The following is a 1,985-nucleotide window of genomic DNA, read 5'->3' as shown; positions in this document are numbered from 1 at the left end:
CCCTGCGCGCCGCGGGGATCGGGGCGCCCGTGCTCGCGTGGCTGCACACCGTCGACACCGACTTCCGGGCGGCGCTCGCCGCCGACGTCGAGCTGGGCGTCAGCGGCTGGGAGCTCGCCCCGATCGCCGCGGCCGCCCGCGCGCTCGGGACCACCGCCCGGATCCACCTCAAGATCGACACCGGCCTGGGCCGCAACGGCGCGCCGGAGGCCCTCTGGCCCGAGCTCGTGCGGGCCGCCGCGCAGGCCGAGACCGAGGGGCTCGTGCGGGTGGTCGGCGTCTTCACCCACCTCGCCGTCGCCGACGAGCCGTCCCGGCCCGAGACCCGGGAGCAGCTCGAGCGCTTCCGCGCGGCCGTGGCCACGGCGCGGGCCGCCGGGCTCCGGCCCGGGCTGCGGCACGCGGCGAACTCGCCCGGTCTCCTCTCCGCCGCCGGGCTCGAGCGCCCCGGGGACATGCTCCTGGACATGGTCCGGGTGGGGGTGTCCCTCTACGGGCTCTCCCCGTTCGCGGACCGCACCCCGGAGCAGCTCGGTCTCGTGCCCGCCATGACGCTGCGGAGCACGGTCAGCGCGGTCAAGGAGGTGCCGGCGGGCCAGGGCGTCTCCTACGGGCTGAGCTACGTCACCGACCGCCCCACCACCCTGGCGCTCGTCCCGCTCGGCTACGCGGACGGCGTCCCGCGCTCCGGCACCGGCGGACCCGTGCGGATCCAGGGCCGCACCTACCCGGAGGTCGGCCGGGTCGCGATGGACCAGATCGTGGTCGACCTCGGCGCGCCGGGACGCTCCGCCCCCGAGCACGGGCTGCTCGGGGCGGAGGCCGTGCTGTTCGGGGCGGGGGAGAACCCCTCGGCGAGCGCCTGGGCGGACGCCGCCGGCACCATCAACTACGAGATCGTCACCCGCGTCTCGCCCCGCGTGCCCCGGGTGCACCTGCACGCCGCGGAGGACCCGGCGGGCGCGGCGGAGGAGCAGGCATGAGCGAGTGGACCCGGACCGTGACCGTGGACGGGCCCGGGCGCACCCAGGCCCTGGCCGAGCGGCTGGGCGCCCAGCTGCGCGCCGGGGACCTGCTGGTCCTCACCGGCGAGCTCGGCGCGGGCAAGACCACGTTCACCCAGGGGCTGGGCCGGGGCCTGGGGGTGCGCGCGGGGATCATCTCGCCCACGTTCGTGCTGGTCCGCCGGCACCCCAACGTCCCGGACGGTCCCCGGCCCGGCGGCCCGGACCTGGTGCACGTCGACGCCTACCGGCTGGGCTCCGCGGCGGAGGTCGACGACATCGACCTGGAGGACACGGCCGACACCGCCGTCACCGTGGTCGAGTGGGGGGCCGGGAAGGTCGAGCACCTGGCCGACTCCCGCCTCGAGATCGTGCTGGAGCGCGCCGTGGGTACCGACCCCCTCGTCCCCGGCGCGGCCGGGGACGAGGACCCGGACGAGGACGACGAGCCCCGCCGCATCACCCTCACGGGGATCGGCCCGCGCTGGGCGGACGGGCCCCCGCGGCTCGACTGAGCCGGGAGGCGCCCCCGGGGGCGGGCACTACACTGGTCGGGTGCTCCTCCTGTGCCTGGACTCCTCCGCCGTCGCCTCCGCCGCCCTCGTCACCGGTGCGGGCGAGGTCCTCGGCTCCTACGCGAGCCCGGACACCCGCTCCCACGCCGAGGTCCTGGCCCCCGCGGTCCGCGACCTGCTGGCCGGCCGCGGCGTCACCGGCGCCGACCTCGACGGGGTCCTCGTCGGCACCGGCCCCGGGCCCTTCACCGGCCTGCGCGCGGGGATCGCGACGGCGCGGGCGCTCGCCTTCGCGTGGGACGTGCCGCTGCACGGTCTCATGAGCCTCGAGGCCCTCGCCCAGGACGCGGCCGGGCCCGCCCGAGCGGCCGGTCACGAGGAGTTCCTCGTGCTCACCGACGCCCGGCGCCGGGAGGTCTACTGGGCCCGGTACGCCGCGACCGAGGACGGCCCGCGGCGCACCGGG

Annotated in this window: 3 protein-coding genes; all 3 read left to right on the top strand. The window is 77.9% G+C overall.

Features of this window, described 5'->3' with window-relative positions; translation table 11 throughout:
• Positions 1–983 (top strand): alanine racemase (gene alr / locus CRM73_RS19045; protein ID WP_229588779.1); only part of this gene is annotated, 983 nt, incomplete at its 5' end.
• A complete protein-coding gene (tsaE, locus tag CRM73_RS19040) occupies positions 980–1,519 on the top strand; it encodes a tRNA (adenosine(37)-N6)-threonylcarbamoyltransferase complex ATPase subunit type 1 TsaE (RefSeq protein WP_017833346.1) in 540 nt (179 codons plus the stop codon). The genes alr and tsaE, both read left to right, overlap by 4 nt.
• A 40-nt stretch (positions 1,520–1,559) precedes the next feature.
• On the top strand, positions 1,560–1,985 hold a 426-nt coding region (gene tsaB, locus CRM73_RS19035; RefSeq protein WP_229588778.1), incomplete at its 3' end, for a tRNA (adenosine(37)-N6)-threonylcarbamoyltransferase complex dimerization subunit type 1 TsaB.

The organism is Kocuria sp. CCUG 69068 (assembly GCF_020833785.1).
Classification (GTDB): Bacteria; Actinomycetota; Actinomycetes; order Actinomycetales; family Micrococcaceae; genus Kocuria; species Kocuria rosea.
The sequence above is the reverse complement of the archived record's forward strand: the minus strand, read 5'-3'. Positions and strand labels throughout refer to the sequence as shown.

Excerpts from the sequence above, each read along its gene's own strand:
- tsaE (WP_017833346.1), top strand. The coding sequence starts at position 980 with ATGAGCGAGTGGACCCGGACCGTGACCGTGGACGGGCCCGGGCGCACC.